The 24,422-nt window shown below is 27.4% G+C and carries 28 protein-coding genes and 1 pseudogene; 12 read left to right on the top strand and 17 right to left on the bottom strand.

The window, feature by feature from the left end; translation table 11 throughout:
* Positions 1-17: 17 nt before the first annotated feature.
* The 9 genes and pseudogenes from AB8B22_RS02745 to AB8B22_RS02705 all read right to left on the bottom strand — a co-directional run bounded on the left by AB8B22_RS02745 (position 18) and on the right by AB8B22_RS02705 (position 10,723).
* A complete protein-coding gene (locus tag AB8B22_RS02745) occupies positions 18-1,607 on the bottom strand; it encodes a sensor histidine kinase (protein ID WP_369711563.1) in 1,590 nt (529 codons plus the stop codon).
* 11 nt (positions 1,608-1,618) lie between these two features.
* Positions 1,619-2,299 (bottom strand): response regulator transcription factor, encoded by a 681-nt coding sequence (locus tag AB8B22_RS02740; protein ID WP_094079072.1) that lies wholly within the window; start codon positions 2,297-2,299, stop codon positions 1,619-1,621.
* Positions 2,300-2,527: 228 nt separating this feature from the next.
* Positions 2,528-3,791, bottom strand: a pseudogene (locus AB8B22_RS02735) (peptidase U32 family protein).
* A gap of 44 nt (positions 3,792-3,835) precedes the next feature.
* Positions 3,836-5,278 carry a replicative DNA helicase gene (gene dnaB, locus AB8B22_RS02730; protein WP_094079074.1) on the bottom strand — a complete coding sequence of 481 codons (1,443 nt, stop codon included), beginning with the start codon at positions 5,276-5,278 and terminating at the stop codon, positions 3,836-3,838.
* Between the two features lie 24 nt (positions 5,279-5,302).
* A complete protein-coding gene (gene rplI / locus AB8B22_RS02725) occupies positions 5,303-5,755 on the bottom strand; it encodes a 50S ribosomal protein L9 (protein ID WP_314082661.1) in 453 nt (150 codons plus the stop codon).
* Positions 5,756-5,796: 41 nt separating this feature from the next.
* Positions 5,797-7,362: a DNA polymerase III subunit gamma/tau gene (gene dnaX / locus AB8B22_RS02720; RefSeq protein ID WP_369711917.1), complete on the bottom strand. Its 1,566-nt coding sequence runs from the start codon at positions 7,360-7,362 to the stop codon at positions 5,797-5,799.
* 163 nt (positions 7,363-7,525) lie between these two features.
* The gene (gene tpx, locus AB8B22_RS02715; RefSeq protein WP_369711561.1) at positions 7,526-8,167 is read right to left on the bottom strand and encodes a thiol peroxidase; all 642 of its coding nucleotides are present in this window, start codon (positions 8,165-8,167) and stop codon (positions 7,526-7,528) included.
* A 582-nt stretch (positions 8,168-8,749) separates the two neighbouring features.
* On the bottom strand, positions 8,750-9,433 hold the full coding sequence (locus AB8B22_RS02710; protein ID WP_369711560.1) for a DUF6320 domain-containing protein: 684 nt from the start codon (positions 9,431-9,433) through the stop codon (positions 8,750-8,752).
* Between the two features lie 24 nt (positions 9,434-9,457).
* Positions 9,458-10,723: an alcohol acetyltransferase gene (locus AB8B22_RS02705; RefSeq protein WP_369711559.1), complete on the bottom strand. Its 1,266-nt coding sequence runs from the start codon at positions 10,721-10,723 to the stop codon at positions 9,458-9,460.
* Positions 10,724-10,977: 254 nt separating this feature from the next.
* On the opposite strand from AB8B22_RS02705, the gene AB8B22_RS02700 reads away from it, so the two are divergent.
* The 10 genes from AB8B22_RS02700 (at position 10,978) to AB8B22_RS02655 (ending at position 16,179) form a co-directional block, all read left to right on the top strand.
* Positions 10,978-11,217: a hypothetical protein gene (locus AB8B22_RS02700; RefSeq protein WP_369711558.1), complete on the top strand. Its 240-nt coding sequence runs from the start codon at positions 10,978-10,980 to the stop codon at positions 11,215-11,217.
* Between the two features lie 192 nt (positions 11,218-11,409).
* Positions 11,410-11,898: a hypothetical protein gene (locus AB8B22_RS02695; RefSeq protein WP_369711557.1), complete on the top strand. Its 489-nt coding sequence runs from the start codon at positions 11,410-11,412 to the stop codon at positions 11,896-11,898.
* Positions 11,895-12,704 (top strand): hypothetical protein, encoded by an 810-nt coding sequence (locus tag AB8B22_RS02690; RefSeq protein WP_369711556.1) that lies wholly within the window; start codon positions 11,895-11,897, stop codon positions 12,702-12,704. The genes AB8B22_RS02695 and AB8B22_RS02690 overlap by 4 nt, the downstream gene beginning before the upstream one ends.
* A 290-nt stretch (positions 12,705-12,994) precedes the next feature.
* Positions 12,995-13,327, top strand: a complete 333-nt coding sequence (locus tag AB8B22_RS02685; RefSeq protein WP_369711555.1) for a hypothetical protein — start codon at positions 12,995-12,997, stop codon at positions 13,325-13,327.
* Positions 13,328-13,500: 173 nt separating this feature from the next.
* Entirely contained in the window at positions 13,501-13,845 is a 345-nt protein-coding gene (locus tag AB8B22_RS02680) for a hypothetical protein (RefSeq protein ID WP_369711554.1), read from the top strand.
* Between the two features lie 112 nt (positions 13,846-13,957).
* Complete coding sequence (locus AB8B22_RS02675; protein WP_369711553.1) at positions 13,958-14,281, top strand: hypothetical protein; 324 nt, start codon at positions 13,958-13,960, stop codon at positions 14,279-14,281.
* An 18-nt stretch (positions 14,282-14,299) separates the two neighbouring features.
* Positions 14,300-14,704, top strand: coding sequence for a hypothetical protein (locus AB8B22_RS02670; protein ID WP_369711552.1), 405 nt, complete (start codon positions 14,300-14,302; stop codon positions 14,702-14,704).
* A gap of 366 nt (positions 14,705-15,070) precedes the next feature.
* Positions 15,071-15,271, top strand: coding sequence for a hypothetical protein (locus AB8B22_RS02665; protein ID WP_369711551.1), 201 nt, complete (start codon positions 15,071-15,073; stop codon positions 15,269-15,271).
* 24 nt (positions 15,272-15,295) lie between these two features.
* On the top strand, positions 15,296-15,700 hold the full coding sequence (locus AB8B22_RS02660; RefSeq protein WP_369711550.1) for a hypothetical protein: 405 nt from the start codon (positions 15,296-15,298) through the stop codon (positions 15,698-15,700).
* A gap of 92 nt (positions 15,701-15,792) precedes the next feature.
* Positions 15,793-16,179, top strand: a complete 387-nt coding sequence (locus AB8B22_RS02655) for an Imm49 family immunity protein (RefSeq protein ID WP_369711549.1) — start codon at positions 15,793-15,795, stop codon at positions 16,177-16,179.
* On the opposite strand, the gene AB8B22_RS02650 is transcribed toward AB8B22_RS02655, so the two are convergent.
* Positions 16,174-16,314 (bottom strand): hypothetical protein, encoded by a 141-nt coding sequence (locus AB8B22_RS02650; protein ID WP_369711548.1) that lies wholly within the window; start codon positions 16,312-16,314, stop codon positions 16,174-16,176. The genes AB8B22_RS02655 and AB8B22_RS02650 overlap by 6 nt on opposite strands.
* 246 nt (positions 16,315-16,560) lie before the next feature.
* On the opposite strand from AB8B22_RS02650, the gene rlmB reads away from it, so the two are divergent.
* Both rlmB and putP read left to right on the top strand, forming a co-directional pair.
* Entirely contained in the window at positions 16,561-17,259 is a 699-nt protein-coding gene (gene rlmB, locus AB8B22_RS02645) for a 23S rRNA (guanosine(2251)-2'-O)-methyltransferase RlmB (protein ID WP_369711547.1), read from the top strand.
* Between the two features lie 31 nt (positions 17,260-17,290).
* Positions 17,291-18,724 carry a sodium/proline symporter PutP gene (putP, locus tag AB8B22_RS02640; RefSeq protein WP_094080730.1) on the top strand — a complete coding sequence of 478 codons (1,434 nt, stop codon included), beginning with the start codon at positions 17,291-17,293 and terminating at the stop codon, positions 18,722-18,724.
* A 129-nt stretch (positions 18,725-18,853) separates the two neighbouring features.
* Here putP and AB8B22_RS02635 read toward each other — a convergent pair whose 3' ends face one another.
* The 7 genes from AB8B22_RS02635 to AB8B22_RS02605 form a co-directional block, all read right to left on the bottom strand.
* Entirely contained in the window at positions 18,854-19,531 is a 678-nt protein-coding gene (locus AB8B22_RS02635) for a dTMP kinase (protein WP_094079087.1), read from the bottom strand.
* Between the two features lie 144 nt (positions 19,532-19,675).
* Positions 19,676-20,647 carry a glycoside hydrolase family 10 protein gene (locus AB8B22_RS02630; RefSeq protein WP_369711546.1) on the bottom strand — a complete coding sequence of 324 codons (972 nt, stop codon included), beginning with the start codon at positions 20,645-20,647 and terminating at the stop codon, positions 19,676-19,678.
* A gap of 53 nt (positions 20,648-20,700) precedes the next feature.
* On the bottom strand, positions 20,701-20,904 hold the full coding sequence (locus tag AB8B22_RS02625) for a hypothetical protein (protein ID WP_369711545.1): 204 nt from the start codon (positions 20,902-20,904) through the stop codon (positions 20,701-20,703).
* Between the two features lie 88 nt (positions 20,905-20,992).
* Positions 20,993-21,724, bottom strand: coding sequence for an endonuclease/exonuclease/phosphatase family protein (locus tag AB8B22_RS02620; RefSeq protein WP_094079089.1), 732 nt, complete (start codon positions 21,722-21,724; stop codon positions 20,993-20,995).
* A gap of 25 nt (positions 21,725-21,749) precedes the next feature.
* Entirely contained in the window at positions 21,750-22,412 is a 663-nt protein-coding gene (locus AB8B22_RS02615; protein ID WP_094079090.1) for an O-methyltransferase, read from the bottom strand.
* A 19-nt stretch (positions 22,413-22,431) separates the two neighbouring features.
* Positions 22,432-23,451 (bottom strand): type II secretion system F family protein, encoded by a 1,020-nt coding sequence (locus tag AB8B22_RS02610; protein WP_369711544.1) that lies wholly within the window; start codon positions 23,449-23,451, stop codon positions 22,432-22,434.
* A 49-nt stretch (positions 23,452-23,500) separates the two neighbouring features.
* Complete coding sequence (locus AB8B22_RS02605) at positions 23,501-24,382, bottom strand: ROK family protein (protein ID WP_094079092.1); 882 nt, start codon at positions 24,380-24,382, stop codon at positions 23,501-23,503.
* Between the last annotated feature and the right edge of the window lie 40 nt (positions 24,383-24,422).

Genomic DNA, 24,422 nt, shown 5'->3' with positions numbered 1-24,422 from the left:
TCACTTTTTTTGTTGCTTTATTTTATTTTTTCTTTTTTATTTTTTATCTTTCTTTTTTTCAAAAACTTAAAAAAAGAACTTGACTTTTCTTTTGTTCTATCTTTTTTATTAGATTTTTCATTTTTAGCCATAATTTCTTTTTCATTTATTGGCAAAACTATAGAAATTTTAGTTCCTTTTCCCATTTCAGAATCAATTTCTATTTTTCCATTATGAATTTCAATTATTCTTTTCACAATTGCAAGTCCAAGTCCAGTTCCTCCAGTCGCTTTAGTTCTCGATAAGTCAACTCTGTAAAATCTGTCAAAGATTCGCTTCGTATCTTCTTTTGAAATTCCGACACCTTCATCACGAATAGAAATTACACCATTTCCATTTCTTATTTCTGACTCAATATAAATATTTGTATTTTCTTCCGAATATTTTGTCGCATTTTCAATTATCGCCCTAATCGCCTGTTGAAGCAAAGTTTCATCTCCGTTTATTTTAAAATTTTCTCCCTCTTTTAAGTGGATTTCGTGAGTTTTTGTTGAAACTTTTGTATCCAAATAAATTTGCCTAACCATTTCATTGGCATCAATTTCAACAAATTTTGTATTAATTTTTGTAATCTCACCTTTTGCCAAAAACAGCAATTTTTGAATTAAATTTCGCATATTATCAGTTTCGTTTATAATTGAATCGATTGATTCCTCAAAAATTTCTTCATTTGTAAGTCTACGCTTTTTAATTATTTCCGCATAACCCTTTATTATTGCAAGTGGCGTTCTAAGCTCATGCGATGCATCTGACACAAATTTTTTCTGATTTCCAAAAGAAATCTCAATTCTATCTAGCATCTCATTTATAATTAGAGTCAATGTCTGAAGTTCATCTTCACTTTTTGGAACTTCTATTCTTTGGCTCAAATCTTCACTTGTAATACTTTTTGCCGTTTTTATTACACTTTTAATAGGTTTTAAGATTCTTCTGCTGACTATTTTTGACACGATTATCGTAAGAACTGCTCCTATTATCGTAAATAAAATTACGAGATATTCCAGTCTTTTATAAATTTTATTTTCCTGTGAAATATTTTTTAATACATAGATATTGAAATCATAATGCTTTATATTTCTTGCAACTTTAAAAGCAAAATATTTATTTTCACTACCCAAGTCAATAGTTTTTCCATTTGCCTCATTTTCTCTTAAATTAAATTTTTCCAGCATTTTTACGATTTCTTCGTTTGTTGCACTAGCTTCTTCTGTATCAGTTCCACCAATTGTATTTATTGGAATTGCACTACTGTTATTTCTTTTCATTTCAAGAACGTACAGATAACCTTCTTCCCCAGGATTAAAAGGCTTTAAGTAAATAATTTTTCCTCCTTCCATAACTTGTGGGTTAAAATCAAATGTAAGTTCATTTGTTTTTCTTGAAAATACAGTAACTTTATCCAAAAAACTGTTTATATCTTCTATTTTATTTTGTGCCAAAGACACTAAATTTTTTTTTGACTGTCTTTGCAGTGAATATACTAAAATAACATTTGAAAATAATATCAATACCAAAAATAGAAGAACATAGTTCAAAGAAATACGGTCTTCTAATTTTAAATTTCTCATAATTTAACCCCTTATTTAAAGATAAATCCAATTCCTCTCACGGTTTGAATAAATCTTCTTTCGTAAGGTCTGTCAATTTTATCTCTCAAATATTTGATATATAAATCCAAAATGTTATCATTTCCAATATAATCAAATCCCCAAACTTCTTCCAATATTTTATCTCTCGATAAAACAATCCCTTTATTCAGAACTAAAAAGTCAAGTAATTCAAATTCTCTTTTAGACAGCTGAATCAAATCTTTTCCATAACCTCTAAAAATCTCATAAGTCGAATAATTTATGGTCAGGTCTTCAAATTCAAAAAGTCCTTTGTGATCGACCGCTTTTTTAGTTCTTCTTAATAAAGCTTTTATTCTTGCAAGTAATTCTTCATTTGAAAACGGTTTAGTCATATAGTCGTCAGCTCCATAATCAAATCCAACCACTTTATCACTTATTTCATCTTTAGCGGTAAGCATAATTATAGGCACTTGCGAAGTTTCTCTTACCCTTTTACAAACTTCCATTCCGCTCATTTTTGGAAGCATTACATCTAGTAAAATTAAGTCATATGAACCATATTTAGCCATATTTAAACCTTCTTTACCGTCATATGCAAAAAAAACATCAAAACCTTCAAATTTTAATTCAATTTCAAGAAGTCTTGAAATTTTTGGGTCGTCTTCCACAACCAATATTTTTTCTTTCATCATTTATCACCACTTTTATTTTAATTTGTCAGAAATTTCATAAAAAAAATTTCAATTCGTTCTAATTATTATACCTTATTTTTTAAAATTTGTATACACTTTTATCTTTTTTTTATAATAATTTTTAGATAAAAAGTAATTATAAATAGATTAAGATAGATAATTTTTCTGAATTTTGCTTTTATTCTGTTAAACTTTTAATTAAATAAAAATTATAAAAATTTAAAATTAGAAATTTTCTTTATCTATATCGCTATCTGACTTTCCTTCTGGAAGTTTTATTCTTAATAAATCCATCGATCCCATTTCAACTTCAGTTTCTATAATTGCAATCGTATTAGGATTCACATGATCTTCGTACTTTTCTTTTTTTGTATTGAAAAAGTTTTTTACTTTAAATTTTACAACTTCTGACTCTGGTCTCACAAGTTCCAATTCCTGCGTTGCAAAGACTTGATTTCTAATTTGAATTTTATATCTATTCGTATCAACTTTTTCTAACACATTTGCAATCAATCTGTATGTTTGACTATATGAAAGTCCAGTCTTGTAATTTTGATCTTTTTCAGTTGTACAAGAAAAACCCATTTGAATACTGTCTGTGACTAATTGTTTTAAGCTCTTTTAGCCAGTCTTCATCAAATTTATAACTTCCTGAATAATAAGAATCTAATGCTCTTTTATACTGTTTTACAACTGTTGAATTGTAATAAATACTTTTCATTCTTCCTTCAATTTTTAGCGAATCCACTCCTGCTTCAATAATTTTATCAATAAATTCAATCGTACACAAATCTTTTGCATTAAACATAAATGTTCCATCTTCATTTTCTATAATATCATGCGCCCCAGTTTCTTCATGCCCTTCAGCAATAACTTTATAGTTCCAACGACAATCCTGTGCACAAATTCCACGGTTGGAATCTCTTCCGGTAAAATAGTTACTAAGTAAACATCTTCCCGAATAAGTCATGCACATCGCCCCATGAATAAACACTTCTATTTCAACATCTGGCACTTTTTCACGAATTTTTTTAATTTCGTTTAGTGACATTTCTCTTGCCAAAATAACTCTTTTAGCTCCCATCTCTTTCCAAGTTTTGACACTCATCCAGTTCGTATTATTGGCTTGTGTGCTGACATGTATTCTCAAGTTTGGCGCATATTCTCTAACTAGCTGAAAAACTCCAAGATCGGCTACGATTGCCGCATCTGCCCCATATTCCTCCAGTTTTTTTATAAATCTTGGCATATATTCAATTTCTGCATTGTGAGCAAAAATATTCAGTGTCACATACACTTTTTTCCCCAAGCTGTGAGCATAATCAATAGCTTGTTTTAATTCCTTGTTGTTAAAATTAGAGGACATCCCTCTTAAATTAAAGGCATTTCCTCCAATAAAACAAGCATCCGCTCCAAAATGAAAAGCACTTTTCAACTTTTCCATATTTCCAGCAGGTGCTAGTAATTCTACTCTTTTTCTCTTTTTCATCTCTTCTCCTTATTTTTTTAATTGTTTGTCGTATCCAAATTTTTTTATTCAGACGGCGGTAAATATTTGTCACTCTTTATATTCAAAAATCTTTGATACGAAGCTTCAAATGATAATTTTACTGTTCCAATTGGTCCGCTTCTATGTTTTCCAATGATTAATTCCACCTCTTCGCCTTTTTCATTCTCTTCGCTATTGTTATTATTATCACTGTTAGAAGATTCACTTTCTTCTTCATCATCAAAATTATTTTTTTTGTAATAACTGTCACGATATAAAAACATTACCATATCCGCATCTTGTTCTATTGCTCCAGATTCTCTCAAGTCAGATAACATCGGTCTTTTATCATTTCTCTGCTCCACTCCCCTAGAAAGCTGTGACAAAGTCAAAATTGGTATATTTAGTTCTTTTGCAAGAAGTTTTAGTGAACGGGAAATTTCTGATATTTCCTGTTCTCTGCTTTTTCTATAGCCTTCCTGCGGGCTTATAAGCTGCAAATAATCAATTAAAAGAAAATCAAGTTTTCCTTCCGATTTTAATCTACGTGCCGTTGACTTTAATTCCATCATATTTACACTTGCGGAATCTGAGATATAAAATGGCATTTCAGTAATCTCACCAAAAACTTCTCCCATTCTATACATTTCTTCACTCTTGAGCATATTATCTTTTAATGATTTCAACCTTATCCCCGCAGTAATTGATAAAATTCTGTCAAACAGCTGCTCATTTCCCATCTCCAAACTATAGACTAAAACATGCTTATTTTGTTTTGCGACACTTATCGCAAGATTTAGTGCGAACGCTGTTTTCCCCATAGCTGGTCTAGCCGCAAGAATCATTAAGTCAGATCCATGAAGACCACCCGTCATCTGGTCAAAAGCAGAATATCCTGTAGGTATTCCACTTAATTCACTCGTCGAATTTTGATATTCATCCAATAACTTTAATTTTTTATCCGCTAATTCCCCAACTTTTATGATTTCCTGATGCTGCTTTTTTTTAGAAATTTCAAAGATTTTCTTTTCGGCATCATCTATGATCTTTTCTATACTATTATAACTATTTTGCGACAATTTTATAATTTCTTCTCCAACATCAATAAGCTGTCTTTGAATTGATTTTTCTTTTATTATTCTGGCATAAGTTGTCGCATTTGCCGCTGTTGAAACAACTTCTGTAAAATCATAAATGGTGTCTTCTCCACCGACTTCTTCCAAAAGATTATTTTTTTTCAAAAGTTCGATAATTACGAGAACTTCTATAATTTTCCCACTCTCGTGAGCCTTTTTCATCTCATTAAATAATATTTTGTGACTTCCCTTATAAAAATCTTCTTCATTTACGATTTCCAAGATTTCAGACATAATTTTTGGTTTTAAAAATATTGATCCAATCAATCCTTCTTCAGCTTTTATACTATATGTTTTTTCGGGTAAGCCATTTACTTTCTCATCAGTCAAATTCAAATCATCTATATCCATTCTTCCCCTTTGCCCCTAAAAAATTTATTTTGCTTCAACTTTTACTTTTATGCTTCCTTTCACTTCCGAATGAAGTTTTAATTCAACTATGTGAAGTCCCAAATCTTTCACTCTTGTATTACTTGAAATTTTCTTTTTGTCAATTTCAATATTTAATTGCTCTTTTATCGCTTCCGCAATTTCTTTTGCTCCAATTGAACCAAAAACTTTTCCATTTTCTCCAGCTTTAACTTTTAGCACAACTTCTTTTTTTGCAAGTATATTTTTTAATTCATTTGCTTCTTTTACATCTCTCGCGCGATTTTTTTCTATTTTTTCATTTTTTTTCTGCAATTTATTAATATTTTCTGGCGTTGCCAAAACCGCTTTATTTTTATTTAACAAAAAGTTATTGGCATATCCATCTTTTACTTCAATAATTTCGTCTTTTTTTCCTATTCCTTTAATTGTTTCTGTCAAAATTACTTTAATTTTCATATTAAAAATCTCCTTTTTATTTATTTTTGTTTTTAATTTTTTTATTCTTTATTTTTTCGCTTCAAAATTTCTCCTTCAAAAAAATTCGTCATCTTATCCAAAAATTTTTGGCTCTCACTTTTAACTTTATTTTTTAAAACTACGGCTTTCACTTCAATATTAGTTTTGCAAATTTTGTTTATTGCTTCTTCTATTTCCTTCTTATCTTCCCCCATAATTTTATTTTTAATAAAGTCATTTTCAACTTCCACATAGAGCATATTTTTTTCCACTTTCAAAAAATTTGCATTTTGAAAATAAATTGAGAAAGCTGTATTTAAATTTTTCAATTCAGACATTATTCTTCTAATTTTTTTTCTAAAAATAGAAATATTAATATTTTCCTCAGACTCCAATTCTTCTTCTACAATCTCTTCTTTTTCTTTAGAAATGTCATCAACTTTTTCTTTTTTCTCAAAACTTTTTTTAGTTTCATTTGCTTCCTCTGAGTCAAAAATTTTTGAGTTTCCATATGAGTTTTTTTCATCATCAACATCAAGATTTTCAAAATTTTCTAGTTTTTTTTCTAAAACTTTAACTCTATTATTTTTATATAACTCATGAATCAAAACATATCCAAGCAGTCTTTTGTCCTCTTCATACTTAAATTCATTTAATGTAAAATAAATTGAACTTATTGTATCGAGTAAAAAATTTACTTTAATATCTTTACTTTTTCTAAACTGCTCCTTCAAATAATAAGCAAAATCTTTTAAAAAATTTTCAATTACAACTCCGTCTTCCCATATTTTATCAATAAAATCGACAAGTTTTTCTTTATTTGCGAGAAAGATTAAATCTAAAAACTCTCTCAAAATAATTTCAGGTACGACTCCCAATGCCTTTTGCGTCTTTAAAATATCAATTGCTTCTCCAGAATAGTTTGACACAACTTGCTCAAAAATCGAAAAGCTGTCTCTTGCACTTCCTTCAGACTTTTGATATATCAGATCCAGACTTTCTTCATCAATTTCAATATCTTCTTTAAAAGCAACTTTTTTTAACAATTTTATTATATCTTTTTTATCAATTGGTAAAAAATCATATCTTTGACATCGTGAAATAACCGTATCTGGAATTTTATCAATTTCAGTTGTAGCCAAAATAAATATTATATGTGACGGCGGTTCTTCCAATGTCTTTAAAAGTGCATTGAATGCTTCTTTTGTGAGCATATGAACCTCATCAATTATATAAATTTTTTTTCTTCCTTTTACGGGTCTATAATTTATCTTTTCTTTTAACTCCCTAATTTCGTCAATTCCACGATTGGATGCCGCGTCAATTTCCACCATGTCCATAGAAATCCCTTTACTAATTTCAACACAGTTCTCGCAAACTCCGCAAGGAGAATCTGTCACATCTTCACTGTTTAAACAATTTACCCCTTTTGCAATAAGTCTTGCAATCGTAGTTTTCCCAACTCCACGAGGTCCGTTAAATAAATAAGCGTGTGATAATTTATTTTCTCTCAAAGAATTTTTTATGGCACGAGTCACAAATTCCTGTCCCGCTATTTCATCGAAATTCTGAGGACGATATTTTCTATATAATGTAATATTCAATATTCTCACTTCTCATTTCTCATTTCTTTTTATGACTATTTTTATTATATCATTTTTAATAAAATTTGTGAACCACAAAAAAATTTTAAATAAATAATAATATATAATACAAAAAAAATTGGCAATACAAACTACCAATTTTAAATTTATATTTTCACTTTATATTTTATTTTTTCATTTTTTGTAAAAAAGCTAATGCTTTGTCTATATCAGCCTCATTTTTTTCATCTTTTACATATTCTATATATTTAACAGTATTATCTTTATCCAAAATGATTAACGCACGAGTAAGAAGACCTTTTTCTTTAATAAATAAACCGTTTTGCAGACCGAATTGATGATATTTAAAGTCTGAGATAGCTTTTATCCCGTTTATATCATTTTCAGTACAAAATCTAGCTTGTGCAAATGGTGTGTCTTCTGTAACTGAATAAAATTTTATATCTGGATTCTTCTGAGCCTCGTCATTTAAAATTTTGGTTTGAATTGAGCAAACTTTTGTATCTAAAGAAGGTGCTGTATACAAAACTTTTATATTTTTATCATCAAAAATATTTTTTTCCTCCAATTTTGTATTTACAGCTAATGGAACTTGAGTTATTTTGTCGCCAACTTTCAACTTTTTCCCAACGATTATAATTGGCTCTTCATCCATTCTGATTTTTAAATCATTTTCTGATTTTAAACTGTCAACATATTCCAAATATTTTTTATCTATACCTTTTACTTCTTCAGTTTTACTTTTAGTCTTATTCCCACAAGAAATTATTGCAAGTAAAATTAAAGAATTTAAAATTATTTTTTTCATTTGATTTCTCCCTATTTCAAATTTTAATTTTTTTTATTATATCACTAAAAATTCTTTCTTGCAAATACAAATGTTTTTAAAACAAAGAAAAATATTTAAAGCTAGATTTTTAATTTCAAATTTTTTAAAGTTATCCTTAATTACAAGATGTTATTTTGTTTAGTATAGTTTTTTCTTTTTTTACATAAGGGGAAAGGACCGCCATTTCCCCTTATAATCCCCACGCTCGTCTAAGAATTTTTTTGAAGTAAAGCCGAAACTCACTTCGTTCAAACAGTCGTCTTTACTCCCAAAAAATCACGACACTTTTATATAGTAGTAAAATTTAAACCGTCGGAGCATTTTTATGTGCTGACAAAACTGTTTGAGCACGATTAGTGCGAGTTTTTTGTCAGTGCATAAAAATGTCGAAGACTAGCCGGGGTGCAGGGGTGCGGCGATGAGCACTTCTGCTTAAAAAAGGATATTGAAAAATTTTTATTTTAATAATTTCATAGATTACATAAGAAACCTAAATTAGAAATTCTTTTATTTACCTCTAAATATTTTATTTCATTATATTTTTTAATAAATATATTTTAACTACAAATGTAATCTTCTTTTAAATTCTTCCCTATACGATTTATATGAATATCTTAAAAGTATATTTAAGATAAAAAGCGGAATTGATGAAAATATTGACCAGGTCATTTTCCGGCTTATTATAAATTCCAACACCAATAAAAATATTCCGACAAAAAAAATAAAAAAATTTAATATTTTTAATTTATCTGACTTATGCTTGTCCCAAACAAATGAAAAAATTAATCCAATTACTGTAAATGCCACAACAATCGGAATTCCTAATTTTAAGCTCCAAGTCAAAACTTTATTTCCATAATCCAATATCAAAAAATAACTGCTAAGTCCAAAAAAACTAATAAATAAATTTGTTCTCATTCTATAAGAATCAAGTAAAATAAATAAAAATAAATCAAAAATTAAAATTGACGGAATTGTGTAATATGCCCATTTCATTTTATGGTACATTATCATATTCTGAAAAAATACTTCTAAAATTGGAATTATTGAAATTGAAAAAAAAGACAAAAATATCGTTTTTTTTATTTTTTTCATTCTCAATTCATAAAAATTTATGTTTATTTTTGGATACTCACTTTCATAACTGATTTTTTCTAAATCGTCCAACTGTGGTACAGGAGTTTCACACAGAGGACATTTTTTTACGCCATCTTCAAGTTCTACGCCACATTTTACACAATACATCTCATTTTCCTTTCTTTATTTTTTTTAATGATTTGTTATAATTTTTGACCTTATTCCCCGCTTTCGCAAATAAATAAAAAAATCTCGTTCTATTTCGTAATTTGTAGTCAGATTCCCAAAGTTTATATATATTTTTTTTGTATCGCTAATTACTCCGACTTTTACTTTACATCTCTTGCTAGGCGGTGGCAAAAATCTAAATCCCAAAATATATTTTTCGTATTTCGGCTCAGTTCTAAAAATTCCCAAATTTGAAAATCCCGTCGTATATCCCCGCTCGCCGTAATAATCAAAAATGAATGGAAAAAACATTCGCTTTATAAAATACGGGACTATTTGTATTAAAATATTCTCAACTGGATTCATCGCTTTATAAATACTTTTGTAAAACTCCTTTTCATTTATTTTAAGAGCAAAATAATTATCCAAATATGTGATGATTTCCGAGAGCGAATAAGTCCCAAGACTTGCATCAATGCTTGGTGTTATGTTCATAAAAAAATTTCTGTAAGTATTTTCACAAAAAATTTTTCTTAAATCCACAGGAACACCAATAACAATCGGATTTTTCGCACTTGAATATCTATCAAGCAAAATTTTAAAATAAACAGCGAGTAAATATTTTCCAATTGTTGTGTTATGTTTTTTACTTTCTTTTTTTATTTCACTCAGAAGAATTTCTCCTGTCGTTATATGATACTGACCTTTTTTTAATATCTTTAGCGGTAAATGAAATGCTGATTTTATTGTCACTTCTTTACTCACTTTTCGCAAATACTTTTCATATGAATTTACATATCCATCTTTTTCAACATTTTTGACTTCTTCAAAATTTTTCTTTTCTTCCACAAAAATTTTCATTTTGTTTTTTACAAAAAAATATTTTTCTTCTAGATATTTTTCTATTAAATCTCTAAAAAATATCATAGCTCCCCCGCCATCAGTCAAAAAATGAGCGATTTCCACCGAAAGTTTATTATTATAATAAATTATTCTCAAAGGATTATTTTTTTGAATATTTGTACATGGATAAGTTTTTTCTTTTTCAAGCATAAATCCAGTATTTTTTTCTTGAAGATAGTTCCAGAAAATTCCTTTTTTAAGCTCTGAATTAAAAAATGGATATTTTTTTTCCAAAAAAGGTAATATTTTCTGTAAAACTTCCAAGTCAACATTTTCCAAAAATTTAACGGAAAGTCTAAAGCAAGTTGTTCTACCTTCACTTATGATAGAAGAATAAGTTTTTGCAAAAGCGTCTAATTTATACCAAACTTTTTCATTCTTTCTCATTCTTTTCCAGCCTTTCTAATTTATAATTTCCAATTTTTGATTTATAATTTAATAATTTATAACTTTTAATTTTTAAAAAAAATTTTTTAGTTTTATATTATTATACAACGATTAATTTTATTTTTCCACACTTATATTTTTTATAACAAAATGGAACTATAAACTATAATTATAATATTTGTTTTGAATTAATTAGTTTTACCTCATAATCGTACTTTTTCTATTTTTTTCATAATAAGTATGTTGGACATAATATGCAAAACTATGATACAATGACAACAACAGGAGCTTCATCAGGAACGTCATCAGGAAAATCTCCTAGAGTTACAAACATTGGATTTAATCAAGATGATAGAAATAAACAAGAAGTAACTAGAAATACAGTAGTTGGAAATGCTGAAATAGGTAAAACTCCTGAAAGTCCAATAAATAGGGATGTTATGAAAACTAATGAAGTTACAAAAGATTGCAGTGTTCGAGAGATAGTCTATTGAATATGCTACTAATCCTGGTAAGTTGAAAGAAGCTTTGAGTAAGATTAAAGATGAAATAAAGGATGTTACAAAGTCATTGGATAATTTATTTCATGTTTCAGAAAAAGAACTGGATATGCAGAGTTAAAATTTAAACCTGATGCATTCACTCGTCAAAAATATAATCTGCAAAAAATATATTAGAGAGGTAAAATGATGAAAAAATTTATAGTTTTTATAATTTCATTAAATTTACTGGGTAGTGAGTTTAAAAAAATGGATGACAATTTTACTAGGAAAATGGATTTAAAATATGAAAAATTTATTTTAAAAAACGTTAATCATAAAGACTTTATTACTATTTCAGAAACATTGGGAAATATTATTATCTTTTTTAATCAGGAGAAAGAAATTAACAAAATCGTTTATTTTAATAAAAATAATAAAATAAAAAGAGAAGAAATTTATAAAAACGCAAATATTTATAAATTGAATATAGCAAGATATTTATATGGAGAAAATCTGAATGAACAATCAAATATAAAAACTGGTATTGAAAAGGTTATAGAATATTATAATTATGAAAAAAATAAAATAAGAAAAATTATAATATTTTCTGGATTAGAAAAAGAATTTGAAATAGAATTTGATGAAATTGGCAATGTAAAGAATATTCTAAAAGAAACGGAGCTAAAAAAATGAAAAGGGTTATTTTATTAATAATATTCTCAATAAATGTTATGTATTGTAAAGAAAAAAAAGTATTTGGTATAAAACCTGATTATCCTTATGAGGGAATAATAATCAATCAGATTTTTCATAGTTCAGATAATGAAGATTATTTAAAAAACCTAACAACAGGTAGTACACCATTATATTATGATGGAAAAACAAATACTTTTATTCTTAATGTATATAATCATTATACTATGTATTATTCACATGATTTCGTTTTAAAATCTAAAAATTATGTTGAAAAAAAAGCTCGGATATATTTTAGGAAAAACAATTATCCAGAAATTCATTGTTTAAATAATTTAGATGAAGAGTCAAAATCAAAAGTATTAAATTTTTTTTCATTTGACATTGAAAAATATTATATGAATTTATATCCAACTTGCATAATAAAGAAAGATAAAGAAAGTAATATTTTGTTTGGAAAATGGGAAATTGAAAATAATAAAGTCTCCCTTGAACTACATTATAATAATTTTGAAATAAGAAAAATATCTAAAAAAAATAATGAAATATTTAAAATTATAGAAAAAATTGATTCAATGAAACAAGAAGAAGGTTATTATTGGGTTCCAGATTATAATTTTGAATATACAATATTTACTCCTAATAAAATATTGCATAAAAAAGATATCAGTCTTTCTGAAGATGAAGAAAAATTGATTAACACTTTAAAAATATTATTTAAAAATGAATTTCTAAAAGAATATTGGTGTAAATCAAGAATTTTTAATAGTTGTATTGACGAAAAAAATGAGCAGTCAAAAGATTAAATAATAAATAAAAAATTACATTAAAAAAAAGAAAAAAGATGTCAGAGAATTATTTTACATTGCACCTAAATTTGAGACACAAAATAGGAGATACAGTTTTTTTTACATTTTTTCTGTATTCCAAATATTGATTTTTTTGAGCTGTATAGATGTTATACGAGCTTTTTAAATGATATTTTTTATGGTTAGATAGAATATTTCTAAAATTCATAGTAAAAGAACAGTAAAACTAAAATTTTTAATTTTTTTCTTTAAAATAGATGAAATTTTTGTTGTGAGATAATACATATGTGACAAGAGTATATAAAAAAAGAAAGGTTTCTGATGTTAGGAAATATAATCAAGATGGAGTTTCTTATATAAAGGCTGCTGGGAATAAACATACATATTTTGATTTAGGAGATAAAGGCTGGAATGAAGCATTAAATAAAGTCGGGGAATCGAATATGTGGGAAATAAACAAGAAATTTTTAGAACAGCAATTACAGCAGGGGAAAATTTTTTATCTCTCACATGATCCTATGAAAGCAAGTGGATATTTTCAAAAAGAAGTAAATTTTTTAAAAGATAATGGTTTTAAATTTATAAAAGATGGAGAATTCTGGAAAGCGGTGAAACAATAATGATTATAAAAGACTATAATGAAGCAAAAAATATTTTTACATTATAATGGGAGTTATTTTCATATGCAAAGAGAAGGATATCTTGAACAATATATGAAATTTAATATTTCAAAAAAGAAGAAAGAAAATGGTTAAAAGAAAAAGTAGAGAAAATATTATCAAAAATAAGTGAAATGAAGAATATAAACTTAAAATATGATAAATACTGGGATATTCTATATATATTAACTAAAATTTTAGAAGATAATTATCTTTTAGATAAAACAATAAGTATGTTTGAAAAAGATTTAAAATATCTAGATATATTTTCAATTAACATGATATTGGAAATGATTCGTGATAATAAAAAAATATGGAAACATTTTAAAAAGAAATTAAAAGAAATAATACAAAATAATGATATAAGTAAAAATGAAATTATATCAAAAGAACATAATAAATTAAATGGAACTCAGTTTTTGACAGAAGATGAAGTAATAACAAGATATAGAGAAATTTCATCTAAATTACAAAGTTAAATATTAAAATTTTTTTTAACACATAATAAAAAATAACATAATCGTCGCTACAAAAAAAGGAGCGACAGTTCTTGAATAGGGATCTGATGGAGTATTCCGAGTTCCTAAAAATGTGACAAAACCTTCAAAAAGTGTATCTAGGAGACTACCGTATAATACAACTTCCAGCACAACAGAAGTTACAAGCCATACAAGAAATGTTGAAAAAATTTCACAGACAGCAGGGAATGCGGCTAAAAATTTAAATACAGGAGAACAGACTGCTAAATCTATGATAGAACAGGTATATGCAGTTAGAATACCTGCAGGAACAGTTATATATGAAGGTCCAGTTGCACCACAAGGTGGGATGTATTTGGGAGGAATGGAAACCAATCAAATATTTTTACCTGATACTAGAATACCTGGAATTGAATTTTTTAAATATAGTAAATAAAATGGAGGTGTTTAGGAAGTGGAGAAATTAGAAAAATACATAGAATTAAAAGAGGCAGTAGAAACTTTCTTAAAAAAAAGAAATGAGTTGAAAAAAAGAAAAGATTTATATGAACCGATCAAAATTTCATTGCTAGATTATTTATGCATATTAAATATTGTAATTTATGGGGAAAGAGAAATATTTCCAGAAGAATTGAAAAAAGAAATAAAAGATGAAATAAGAAAATGGAGCAAATGGGGAAGTCCAGAACCAAAAGATCAAGGTTTTTCTTCTTATTACTTCTATTTAATTGAATCAGAAGAAAATGACAAAAAAAAAGTTGAAGAAGTTTATCAAATTAATAATCAACTTGATGAATTAAAAAACAAAATATATAAAATCAGTTCAGAAATATTTGAATACGACATTTATCCATTTTAATTTTTAGAATTTAATGAAATTTAAATCATATTCTGAATTGACTAAAGAATTCTAGTTATGCTTATAAAACAAATTCTATTACTCGAAATTTTGATTTTAATCATATACTACATGGAGAAACTAATATTTAGGAACTAGAGAAGCAGCTATAGTAGAGGAAGATAAAATAAAAAAAATATGTTTTAAACAAGATATAAGGAATCAATGGAATAAATAAGATTTTATTAAAAAAATCATTCAAAGGAAAATACGAGTTGTTAAATTTATTACTTTTTAGATGTATACACTTTTGTCAAAATATTTAAAAAAACTGGAGAAGTTTGGGTACTTGATAGTAAACAGATTGCAAAATCAGGAAATATGAGTGTGTCAAATAAAGGTGCAGGTGGAGCAAGACAGATGTCTCCAAACTGGGTAAATAATGTATTAAACAAATTAGAAAACAATAATCCTGTTAAACATACAATTGAAAATGCTAAGAATAGTGGAAAATTGAATACAGGATTAGTTGGAGTAGATAAAAAAACAGGGGAATTAATTTTTGTACCTGTAAGGATTACAAAATAAATAATTAATGAGAAAGGATTTAAAATGAGTGTAGTAGCAAGTAAAAATAAATATGAAAAAGGAATTAATTTAATTTCAAGTTTTTTAAGAAAGGAAGAAGATTTTGATAAAGATGAATTGAAATATATAGAAAATAAGAAAGGGGATCAATTTGCTTGTATGTGGACTTTATCTAATGATTATAATAAATTTTCTTCAATAGATTTAGTAATTGAAAAAAATATAAAAAAACACAGATTAAATTGCCATATAGGTGGAAAATTATTAATATTGGGTTGTAGTAGAAGTAATAAGCTGTTTACTCAAGCTTCTCAAATGTTTGAAATGTTTATGTCTAATAATCCAGATTTTATAACATTTTTCAAAAATAATATTGATATGATAATGCCTGATGATTATGATAGTAAAAAAATAAATATGGCTATTTAAAAAATGATTATGGAACATTTTTCTTAATTCGTGTAATTCTTCATACAATAAGAGGAGATTTTGAAGAAGTCAAAAAAAGATGTACTGCATATTTGGAAAAGCCACTGAAAGATAGTTATTATAAATATGGGGAACTGCACTATGAATTTTTAAGTGCTTTGGCAGATAAAGATATTGATGGAATGAAAAAAGCGATAGACGGGATGATGGAACAGAAAGTAGCAAAAAAATTTTCAAATGATAATAATCCAAACTATGAATTTTACTTGCATGTATATGTCATAATATACGCCAAAATAGCATTATATCACGGAATAGACTTGGAAATTGACAATGAAGTAGCACCAAAAGAATTAATAGACATAACTCCGCTTGAAAAATATGAAGATCCGTATGATTTTATGAAAGATTTTGATTTGGCAACAGTAACACCGAAGGAATGGAAAGAATGGAAAAACAGCTGGAATTTAAATTTATAAAATTTTCAAATAATCGTTGTTGTAAAAGACAACGGTTATTTTTCTCAAATTCTTCATATATTCAAAATAATTAATACAAAATATTTTGATTATATCAAATTCACTCATATAACTCTTGTAAGTCAAAATTTTCATTCAAGACATAGGGTTTTGGTTTTATACTAAAAATGAATTTTTTGAGCTGTATAGATGTTATACGAGCTTTTTAAATGATATTTTTTATGGTTAGATAGAATATTTCTAAAATTCATAGTAAAAGAACAGTAAAACTAAAATTTTTAATTTTTTTCTTTAAAATAGATAAAATTTAAACAAGACAAAATCATTTTTTTTTGTTATAATTAATATAAATCACAAAAAGAAAGCGAGAACGAGAAAAATATGAAAAAAATCATAGGAATTAATCCTGTAACAGAAGTTTTAAAATCCGATAAAAACATTGAAAAACTTGAAATTTATAAAAAAATTAAAAAAGAAACTATAAAAAATATTTTAAATTTAGCAAGTAAAAAAAATATAAAAGTTTTTTATAACGACAAAAGAAGTGAAAATTCACAAGGTGTCGTCGCAATTATCTCAGATTTTGACTACTATGTTGACCTAAACGCATTTTTGGAAAAAGTTTTGAGAAAAGAAAAATCAAAAATAGTAATTTTAGATCAAGTTCAAGATCCAAGAAATTTTGGTGCAATAATCAGAAGTGCTGAATGTTTTGGAGTTGATGGAATAATCATTCAAGACAGAAATAGTGTAAAAGTGACAGAAACAGTCGTAAAATCATCGACAGGAGCGATAGAACACATGGATATTGTAAAAGTTACAAATATCTCAGATACAATTGATAAATTAAAAAAATATGGATATATGGTTTATGGTGCTGAGGCGAATGGGGAGTGCTACTACTACGAAGAAAAATATCCAAATAAAGTTTGTCTCGTACTTGGAAGCGAAGGAAATGGAATGAGAAAAAAAGTTAGAGAGCACTGTGATAAAATTGTAAAAATTCACTTAAATGGAAAAATCAATTCTTTGAATGTATCTGTCGCAGGTGGAATTTTACTTGCTGAGATGTCTAAATAAAAAATTATATATAGAAAAAGAAGGAGAAAAAATGTCAGTTGGAATTGAAACATTTATAACATTTGGAATATATTTATTATTTTTAATAGGAATAGGAGTGTATTTTTACACAAAAACAGATACACACGAAGATTATGTGCTAGGCGGAAGAGGTGTTGGTTACTGGGTTACAGCAATGTCAGCTCAAGCCAGTGATATGAGCGGATGGCTGCTTTTAGGACTGCCTGGAGCTGTTTATTTATCTGGATTAAAGCAAATATGGGTCATTGTAGGTCTTACCATCGGAACATATTTAAACTGGAAATTCGTTGCGCCAAAACTTAGAACTCAAACGGAAGAACACGATGCACTGACAATTCCTACATTTTTATCAAGAAAATCAGATGACAAAAAAGGATATGTAAAAACTTTTTCTGCAATTGTAATATTATTTTTCTTTACAATTTATTCTGCTTCGGGTTTGGTTTCAAATGGAAAATTATTTGAATCACTGCTTGGAATTGACTATAAATTAGGAGTTTTACTAGGTGGCGGAACTATTATTATTTACACTTTTTTAGGTGGCTACTTAGCTGGAGTTTGGACTGATTTCTTTCAGGGAATACTTATGTTTTTTGCAATAATTGTCGTACCTGTCGTTGCATATTTCGTGGTTGGCGGGAACAAAGGAATTGAAACTGCTATGGTTCAAAAACATATTTCTTTAAATCTTTTAAAATATCCTGAAGCGCTTAGTTTACCTGTCATTATTTCAGGACTTGGATGGGGACTTGGATATTTTGGACAGCCGCACATAATTGTAAAATTTATGAGTATTAAAGATGTAAACGAACTTTGGAAAGCACGGCTTATTGCAATGGTGTGGGTCATTATTTCCCTTGTCGGCTCAATTGCAGTTGGACTTACAGGAATGGCACTTTATCCTGATATAAAAACAATTTCAGGTGATGCTGAAAAAATCTTCATTTACATGATTGGCGGACTTTTCAATCCTTGGGTTGCAGGAATTTTGTATGCTGCGATTTTATCAGCCATAATGTCAACAATTTCCGCACAATTATTGGTTGCTTCAAATACTTTGACGGAAGATTTTTATAAATACATTGTAAAGAGAGAAAAAAGCCACAAAGAGCTTATTTGGGTTGGAAGAATATGTATAATTTTAATTTTTATCGTTGCAACAATTTTGGCAATGAATCCAAATTCACAAGTTTTATCACTAGTTTCATACGCTTGGGCAGGTTTTGGAGCTGTATTTTCTCCTGTTATTTTATTCATTTTATACAAGAAAAATTTACATTGGAAAAATATATTAATTTCAATGCTTATCGCAACTGTCACAGTTATTTTCTGGAATCAAAGCGGACTTGGAAAAACAGTCTACGAAATCGTTCCTGGATTTATAATAAATTCTTTAACTTTGTATATTTTGGAAAAATTCAGTGAAAAAAATTCTTCAAATTAACTATAAAAATTTTAAATTTGTTAAATAATATTTTATTTAATAAATTTAAAACTAAAACAATAAAAGAAACAAAAAATTATCTTGAAATGACAGGAATAAAAATATTTCTGAAATTTTAAGATAATTTTTTTATAATTTTTTATTTATAATTTTCATTATTTCATCATTAATTTCTTCAATAGATTTTAACTTTCCATTATTTACGCAAGAAATTATTTCCCAGCTATATTTTAGTGCAAGGCTTTTTGCCGTTTCATATGATTTTCTCAAATACTCTTTATCTTTTTCATGAATATCCTTTTTAATTTCTCCAGTTATTTTATTTTCCCGATTTTTCATAAGTTCATCACTAATTTCAAAAGGAATATCCAAAAAAAACACAATATCAGGTTTAGGCAAACCAATTTTATTCCACTCTAAATCGACTAACCATTTCAAATATTTTTCTTTTTCAATTTCGTTATCTATTTTTGGAACTTGATGAATCATATTTGAAATTGTATATCTGTCACTTACAACTATTCCTCCACCGTTATAAAAATTTTCCCACTCCATTTTATAAGAAGCAAATCTATCGACTGAATAAAGAACTGAAGCCGCATAAGCATTCACACTTTGAGCTTTTTTTCCAAATTCACCTGCAAGATACATTTTTACTGGTTCCGAAGCTTTACTGTCATAATTTGGAAAAGATATTTTTTTTATTTTTTCTTTTCCTTTTAATTTACACAATTTTTTATATAACAATTCTGTCTGTGTCTGCTTTCCACTTCCATCCGTTCCTTCAATAATTATTAATTTTCCCATCTTTCTTTAATTCCTTTTTCTATAATTTTTTTTATATTATATTTTTTTATATTATAACATATTTAAAAAATTTTTTCTAAAGTTTAAAAATAAAAAAAAGAGACTGTTCTAAAATTCAACTTTTAGAACAAAGTCTCTAATTTATTAATTATTCAAACTATATGGTCCTTGTTTCAAGCTATTTGTCGCATTTTTTGGATTTGTCAATAAAGATTTATAGCTAAAAAATATACTTCCTTTGACTTCTGGATAATTTCTGTTAAAATTAATTTGATTTACCAATTCTTTTGCATTTTTCCATTCATTTACTTTATAGGCAGCTTGTCCTATGTATAAATCAGTATTTGTTTCAGCTGCATATTTACTCCACCATTTTACTAAAGTGTTGTATTCAGCAACTTTAAATCCTTGATTCCAGTAAATTTGCGGTGCAACATAGTCAATCCAGTGGTTATTCATCCAAAGTAAAATATCTGCATACAAATCATCATAATTTTGAACTCCAGCTTTCGTTGCAGAACCTCTTGCGGGATCTGTTGAATCATTTCTCCAAACACCAAAAGGACTTATTCCAAATTCCACATTAGGATTTTCTTTTTTTATTTCTTTGTGCAATTTTTCAATCAGTATATTTATATTATTTCTTCTCCAATCTCCAACATTCGAGAATTTTTTCCCATATTTTTGATATTGTGCAGAATCTGGATATTCTTCATTTTTCACTTTATATGGATAAAAATAATCATCCATATGAACTCCATCAACATCATAATTTTTTACAACTTCAACAATACTATTTACAACATAATTATTAACTTCTGGAATTCCAGGGTTTAAGTAAACTTTTCCACCATATGTCACGGTCCATTCAGGTTTTTTCTTACCAATACTTTCGCTTGACAGCTTTTCTCTTCCACCAGTCGCAGTAAGTCTGTAAGGATTAAACCAAGCGTGAAACTCTATTCCTCTTTTATGAGCTTCTTCCACCATAAATTTTAATGGATCATATCCAGGATTTACTCCTTGAGTTCCAGTTAAATAACGAGACCAAGGTGCGTATTTCGATGGATAAAAGGCATCAGATTCTGGTTTAATTTGCACAAATACGGCATTCATATTCCAACTTTTTACATTGTTAAGAATTGAAATAAACTCCGCTTTTTGTTTTTCTACACTAAGACCTTTTTGACTAAATCTATATTACTTACACTTGCAACCCACACACCTCTCAACTCTTTAGGTTTTGCTATTTTTGCATTATCTATTTTTGTTGCATTCTTATTTCCACTAACTACTAAATTAGCGGCATTTAGCGACGTTACTGTCAAAATTGAAATTACTAATAATGATAATTTTTTTACTATTGATTTCACTAAAAAACTCCTTTCTGAATATATTCTTCACTATAATTTTAATACATTTATTGAATTTTTGCAACTTTTTTTCAGATTTTTTACAAGATTATAATATATTAAAATCAATTAATACTGGCAAGTGATCAGAAAGTTTTGTTTGAATAACTTTAAAATTATTTATTTTTATTTCTTGTGAACAAAGTATAAAATCAAGTTCTTTTTTAGGTTTCCAACTTGGAAAAGTTGGCTGTGAATTAACATTTGAATTTTTTAATCCTGACGCTTTTAAAAACATCGCAAGTTCATCATATCCCCAAAAAGCATTAAAATCTCCAGCAACAATCACAGGCTTTTTCGCACTCTTTACCAAATCATAGAGCTGAACTATTTGTTTTTGGCGAGTTTTTCCTCCCAATGCCAAATGTACTAAAAATACTATCACTTTTTCAGTTTCAACTTCGATTATCAATTTTTTCATTCCACTGTCTAAATAATGAAATTTTTTCTTCACTATTTCACTTTTTGAAAGCAAAGCATTCCCCTGTTTACGAACCATCGGAAATTTCATATATTTTGAATTTTCTTCGTATTTATACTGAAAAACATTGTTATTTCTCGTAATTCTCGCAAGGACGGCAGCCTGATTTTTACTTTTCATTCTAAAAGAACCTAAATCAACTTCTACAAGTCCCACTATATCAGGTTTATATTTATTTATGAGACTTCCAATTTTGTGAATATGCCAGTTTGAGCGGCCTAAGTATCCTCTGATATGCTTAAATGGCTGATTTAGATATTTTCCTGTCCCATAGCGTATATTATACAAGAGAAATTTCATTTTTATCACTTCTTTCCGCTAACCTTTATTTTTTGACTATTCCTACTCCATCGCCAAACGGCAGCAAAACAAAATTATACTCGTCATTTAATTTTTTAATAAATTCATTCAATCTTTTTACAATCGTTTTATATCTTTTTGGAACTTCTTCCTTAGATTTTGCCACAAATCCACGAAATACAATGTTGTCAATAAAAATTATTCCATTTTCACAAAGCAGCTCATAACACATTTCAAAAAATTTTGAATACTGACCCTTTGCCGCATCTATGAATATAAAATCATACTTTACATTTTTATCTAATTTGGGTATTTCTTCCAGCGCATCTCCCATAATTAAATTATTTTTTTCAAATATCCCCATTTTTTTGAAATTTTCAATCGCTTTTTTATAACGAATTTCATCAATTTCTATTGTGGTCAAAAATCCACCATTTTCATTTGCAATTTGTGCCAAGAAAATCCCTGAATATCCAGTCGCAGTTCCAATTTCTAAAATTTTTTTTGACTTTTTATTTTTTGCAGCAAATATCATAAAATTAAGTACATCATCTGTAATTATAGGTACTTTTTTCTCCAAACTTTCTTCTTTTATTTCTTTTATAATCTCATATTTTTTTGATTTTTTATTTTTATAGTAAAACAAATCTTGCGCATATTTTGATAATTCATTAAAATTTTCTATCATATTTTTCCTTTTTTATTTTTTATAGCATTTCTCCCATTTTAAAAATTGGAAGCATAACCGAAAATATTATTCCACCGATTAATATTCCGATAAAAATTATCGAAAATGGCTCAAACATTTTTAAAAACCATTTAATTTTTTCATTTACTCTTTCATAATATATTTCGTTCAAATTAAAAAATGAAATTTCCATTTTTCCAGTTCTCTCGCCTATCGTTAAAAAACTTCTGTATTCCGCATCAAAAAAAGTTGTATTTTTAAATGATTTTTGTATACTTTCCCCCTTTTCAATTTTTGAAATAATTTTTTTCAATTCTTTATTTAAAACATTACTTTTAGAATTTGAACACATTTCTAAAGATTTCACAAACGATATATTTGTATTAGTTAAAGAATACATATTTCTTGTGAAATTTAACACACAAATATCTTTATACATCTTCCCAATTATTCTTAATTTTAAAAAAAATTTTTCAAAATCTTCTTCATTTTTCTTTTTAAAATAAAAAAACAAAAAATATATAAAAACCATCGCACCAAAAAAAGCAATCCAATATTTATCAAAAATTTTACTCATATTTATAACAGTTTTTGTAATTTTGGGCAAATCTTGTCCAATGTCCGAATAAATTGAAACAAATTTTGGAACAACAAATTTTAATAAGATTGCAACTATTATAATTGCTGTAACAATAACCGTAACTGGATAAATACTAAGTCCTATAATATCTTTTTTTATTTTTTGGTTAAACTCATATTTTTGATACAAATTTTTAAAAACTAATTCCAAATTTCCAGTCTGCTCTCCAATTTTTATCATTTCCAAAAATTCTCTTTCTTGAACCATTTTATAAAATGCTTTAGTTAAAGGGACTCCCTGTTCTATTTGTGCTTTAGTTTTTAAAATTTTATTTTTCATTTCGCTTTTATAATTTTGAGAAACAATCGTAAGTGTATCAATCAAACTAATCTTCCCATTTAACAAATAATATACACTTTTTGTAAATGTCAAAAGTTCCTTTTCAGTTATTTTCCCCACAATAACTCCCCCCTTTTAAAAAACTTTTTTATTTTTTATTTGTATTTTTTTATTTTTGTTCTAAAGCAATTTTTCCTAATGCAATTGATCCGACAAACCCAGCTTCATCACCTAATCCAGGATAGACAATATAATTATCAATATCTTCCAAAATTTCTTTCTTTTGTACATATCCGTTTAAAGATTCCTGAACATATTTTCTGATTTTTGGAAACAGTTGTTTCTGTTTCATAACTCCACCGCCCATAATAATTTTTTGTGGCGATAAAATCAAAATATAATTTACTAACGCTTGTGCCAAATAATACGCTTCCATATCCCAAACTTCGTCAACTTCAGCCAATTCAAATCCTTTTTTCCCCCATCTAGCTTCAATTGCTGGTCCTGCTGCAATTCCTTCCAAACAGTCTTTATGAAATGGACATCTTCCTTCAAATTTATCATCTTTATGTCTTTTTAGCAAAATATGTCCCATTTCAGGATGAGTCAACCCTTGAACCATTTTACCATCAACAACGGCTCCTGCTCCAATTCCTGTTCCAACTGTTATATACAGCACGTTTTTTAGTCCTTCTCCTGCTCCCCACCAAGATTCAGCGAGCGCCGCTCCATTTACATCTGTATCAAATTCCATTGGCACATCAAAATGTTTTTTTAGTTCTCCAATCATATTAAAATCACTCCAATAAGGTTTTGGAGTTTTTGTTATATACCCGTAAGTTTCAGAACCTTTTACAGGATCAATTGGACCAAAACTTCCAACTCCCATCACATCAAATTCTTTATCTGAAAAATATTCTATAACTTTTCCCATTGTTTCTTCAGGCGTTGTTGTAGGAATACTAACTCTTTCAATCACTTTCCCATCTTCTGTTCCAATTCCACAGATAAATTTTGTTCCTCCAGCTTCTATTGCTGCAATAATTGCCATAACTTTCACTTCCTTTTCTTTTCTTTATAAATTAAATTTT

It is taken from the genome of Leptotrichia rugosa (assembly GCF_041200005.1).
GTDB classification, from domain to species: domain Bacteria; phylum Fusobacteriota; class Fusobacteriia; order Fusobacteriales; family Leptotrichiaceae; genus Leptotrichia; species Leptotrichia rugosa.
This window is presented reverse-complemented; position numbering and strand designations above follow the sequence as displayed.

Bases quoted from the DNA above. Each gene is read 5' to 3' on its own strand.
- AB8B22_RS02615 (WP_094079090.1), bottom strand. From the start codon at position 22,412: ATGATAGAAAATTTTAATGAATTATCAAAATATGCGCAAGATTTGTTT.
- AB8B22_RS02620 (WP_094079089.1), bottom strand. From the start codon at position 21,724: ATGAAATTTCTCTTGTATAATATACGCTATGGGACAGGAAAATATCTA.
- AB8B22_RS02630 (WP_369711546.1), bottom strand. From the start codon at position 20,647: ATGAATGCCGTATTTGTGCAAATTAAACCAGAATCTGATGCCTTTTAT.
- AB8B22_RS02605 (WP_094079092.1), bottom strand. From the start codon at position 24,382: ATGGCAATTATTGCAGCAATAGAAGCTGGAGGAACAAAATTTATCTGT.
- AB8B22_RS02745 (WP_369711563.1), bottom strand. From the start codon at position 1,607: ATGAGAAATTTAAAATTAGAAGACCGTATTTCTTTGAACTATGTTCTT.
- AB8B22_RS02740 (WP_094079072.1), bottom strand. From the start codon at position 2,299: ATGAAAGAAAAAATATTGGTTGTGGAAGACGACCCAAAAATTTCAAGA.
- AB8B22_RS02635 (WP_094079087.1), bottom strand. From the start codon at position 19,531: ATGGGAAAATTAATAATTATTGAAGGAACGGATGGAAGTGGAAAGCAG.
- AB8B22_RS02680 (WP_369711554.1), top strand. From the start codon at position 13,501: ATGAAGAATATAAACTTAAAATATGATAAATACTGGGATATTCTATAT.
- AB8B22_RS02705 (WP_369711559.1), bottom strand. From the start codon at position 10,723: ATGAGAAAGAATGAAAAAGTTTGGTATAAATTAGACGCTTTTGCAAAA.
- tpx (WP_369711561.1), bottom strand. From the start codon at position 8,167: ATGAAAAAAATAATTTTAAATTCTTTAATTTTACTTGCAATAATTTCT.
- AB8B22_RS02710 (WP_369711560.1), bottom strand. From the start codon at position 9,433: ATGTATTGTGTAAAATGTGGCGTAGAACTTGAAGATGGCGTAAAAAAA.
- AB8B22_RS02650 (WP_369711548.1), bottom strand. From the start codon at position 16,314: ATGAAAATTTTGACTTACAAGAGTTATATGAGTGAATTTGATATAATC.
- rplI (WP_314082661.1), bottom strand. From the start codon at position 5,755: ATGAAAATTAAAGTAATTTTGACAGAAACAATTAAAGGAATAGGAAAA.
- rlmB (WP_369711547.1), top strand. From the start codon at position 16,561: ATGAAAAAAATCATAGGAATTAATCCTGTAACAGAAGTTTTAAAATCC.
- AB8B22_RS02690 (WP_369711556.1), top strand. From the start codon at position 11,895: ATGAAAAGGGTTATTTTATTAATAATATTCTCAATAAATGTTATGTAT.
- AB8B22_RS02700 (WP_369711558.1), top strand. From the start codon at position 10,978: ATGCAAAACTATGATACAATGACAACAACAGGAGCTTCATCAGGAACG.
- AB8B22_RS02660 (WP_369711550.1), top strand. From the start codon at position 15,296: ATGAGTGTAGTAGCAAGTAAAAATAAATATGAAAAAGGAATTAATTTA.
- dnaB (WP_094079074.1), bottom strand. From the start codon at position 5,278: ATGGATATAGATGATTTGAATTTGACTGATGAGAAAGTAAATGGCTTA.
- putP (WP_094080730.1), top strand. From the start codon at position 17,291: ATGTCAGTTGGAATTGAAACATTTATAACATTTGGAATATATTTATTA.
- AB8B22_RS02695 (WP_369711557.1), top strand. From the start codon at position 11,410: ATGATGAAAAAATTTATAGTTTTTATAATTTCATTAAATTTACTGGGT.